The following is a 2347-nucleotide window of genomic DNA, read 5'->3' as shown; positions in this document are numbered from 1 at the left end:
GACATCAGCGGCGTCCTGGTACAACGAGACGATAGTAGCGTCGGCGATAAGGACGTCTCGAAAGCGTTCGAGACGGCCGTTCAAGTCGGCTCGTCCGGTATCGAGATTCTCGATGGCGTCATCGAGAATCTCTCGAAGGAGTGCAACGAAGCCCGGTTCGAACCAGTTGTGGAACGATGTGTAGGAGAGTTCGTCGCAATCAGCCATTTCGACGTAGCGTTCGAGAAACGCTTGCAGAGAGCGGTCTGAACCAGCAGCGAAGCCAAATGTGAGTGTGTAGAACAGCGCGACGATGTCGAACTTCCGCTCACGTTCAACGAGACTCGTTGCGCGAGCCCGCTCGCGCAACTCATCGGAGGGAAACGCTCTTTGAATCCGATCAACAACTACCGAGTCCGGTGGGGTGTACACACCTCCCACCGGGTTCCTCAACCGGGTAGTTGCGACGATATCTAATCAACAGACAACGGTCAGTCACACGGTTAAACTAGAACGGATGGTGTTCGTCCCAGTCGTACTCGGTGAGGAATTTGTTGAGAGCGCGTTTGTCTCCAGCTGGAAGGACTTCGCGTGCGATGCCTGCCACGGTCTTGTTGCGGCCAGCAACAAGACCGGTGGCGTAGGTTTTCGCGTGATGACGTTGTGCGGGTGACAGCGACTCAAACTCGTCGAACACACGCGTGCAAGACAAGAAGTCCGTAATGGGCATCATCCATCTTCGCTACCGCCTACGTCACGCTCCTACTTCAACGTTCAAAGCTGAGTTCTACAGAGAACTGTTGAAGATTGTCGGTGGAGAATTAACGAGTAACAACGGTGAACAGTACTTAGAACGTGATGTCGTTCAGAGCGAAATTGGGATAAACTGCCAATTTGGTGTCGGTGACCGGACTCTAAAATCTGCAGCGGGGACATTCCTACAGATTTTGGACGAATGCGGCGTCGGCAAGTACACTCAGGGGCAGGGTGGCTATCCTACTCGTCTCGTGATTAATGAGGAATATTCCGAGTTCCTCTCCAGACTGACGACTGAGGAACAATCACCGCAAGGTGAGCAATCCGCACAAGAGCAACTACCGATTGATGAGGAACCAAATCCAGAGGATTCTGCTGAGTCTGCGTCATCTGAATCCGCCGAGTCGGAAGATGACTCAGAAAATCATCCGACACGACCCACTACTGAAACAGAGAATATCGAGATGACAGAGACAATAGAGGGTAGTGACGTAGATTTGACAATTGAGATCGAGATCTCTTCTGCTGATTGGGATAGTGAAGAAGTGATCTCGGTGATTGAATCGGTTAAAGGAACTACTTCAGAATAGATGTTTCCTGCCTACGTTGTTCCCCCTGCGGACATTACTGAGGTGCTATTCGCCCTTTCTGAACTGAATGATGAAGCTGATCAGGACGCTGTAGCACAATTCGTGGATGAATCCACCCGAAAAGTACGGGAGTCTATCAGAGTACTTCGAGAATTGAATGTCGTAGTTGGCGATGATGCGCTGACTGTGAATATTGAATACGACTACCTTGTTCAGCAACTACCGCCATCAGAGCGTAGCGCGATTATTGAGAGGGCACTTCTAAACTATCAGCCGTTTATTGATTATGCGACCTACCTCAAGAGAGGATATTCGTCTGAGCAGGCAACACAGATGGTATTTGCCGCTAATGCTGATCTATCTAATGATGCCGAGTACGTACAAACATACTTTGAGAGGTTGGGGACTTACTCAGGCATACTGACCGAAGAAGGCGATGTATCTATCGAGGTTCGGGAAATTCCAACAGATTCGACACAATCAATAGAGAAGCTGAGAGAAGCATTAGACTCCGAGTTGGAAGTTCGTATCTATCTCGATGAGATACTCGGAGAGGAGCTGATGAATTTCTTGGACGAAGACACCAAATCGGATTTGGTAAGCGGGTATATGAAACACTCAAGTTCCCCGCGTGATGGGATAAGTGCGATTGGGAGGTCATTTGAGGACTTTCTTAGGCATATTGGTGCTGACTTTGGAAGCGAAGACCGGGACTACGGGACTGATTCGGGAATTATTGGGATCGTGAACCATTTACAGGGAGACGATCTAGTCAGAAAAGTCCACAAACGTCGTGTGGTCTCCTTAGCCGAAATCAGAAATAAGGGTGGGGCGCACGGGGATGACACCGAGGTTCTTGAGAGGTGGGATACTTCCTCAGAAGTTGCCCTCAATAGCGCAATCACCGCTACTCTCTTACTCAGGAGTATCTATTTATTCGCTTCAGAAGACCGGTTGGTGCTGTGACTTCAGAGGAGTTTCAATACATAGAGCGGGAGTAGTTTGTGGTCGGATTATCGGTG

General features: G+C 49.7%; 2 protein-coding genes and 2 pseudogenes. 2 read left to right on the top strand and 2 right to left on the bottom strand.

Going from position 1 to position 2347, the window contains the following annotated elements; translation table 11 throughout:
- Nucleotides 1–420, bottom strand: a pseudogene (locus U4E84_RS16595) (IS4 family transposase); the annotation flags it as partial.
- A gap of 82 nt (nt 421–502) precedes the next feature.
- Nucleotides 503–712, bottom strand: a pseudogene (locus U4E84_RS16590) (IS701 family transposase); the annotation flags it as partial.
- On the opposite strand from U4E84_RS16590, the gene U4E84_RS16585 reads away from it, so the two are divergent.
- On the top strand, nt 681–1325 hold the full coding sequence (locus tag U4E84_RS16585) for a hypothetical protein (protein ID WP_322533215.1): 645 nt from the start codon (nt 681–683) through the stop codon (nt 1323–1325). The pseudogene U4E84_RS16590 and the gene U4E84_RS16585 sit on opposite strands and share 32 nt — an antisense overlap.
- A complete protein-coding gene (locus tag U4E84_RS16580) occupies nt 1326–2291 on the top strand; it encodes a hypothetical protein (RefSeq protein WP_322533214.1) in 966 nt (321 codons plus the stop codon).
- Nucleotides 2292–2347 lie beyond the last annotated feature (56 nt).

This window comes from Halorubrum sp. AD140 (genome assembly GCF_034497445.1).
Classification (GTDB): Archaea; Halobacteriota; Halobacteria; order Halobacteriales; family Haloferacaceae; genus Halorubrum.
Note: the sequence above shows the minus strand (reverse complement) of the source record. Positions and strands in the feature narration are given on the sequence as shown.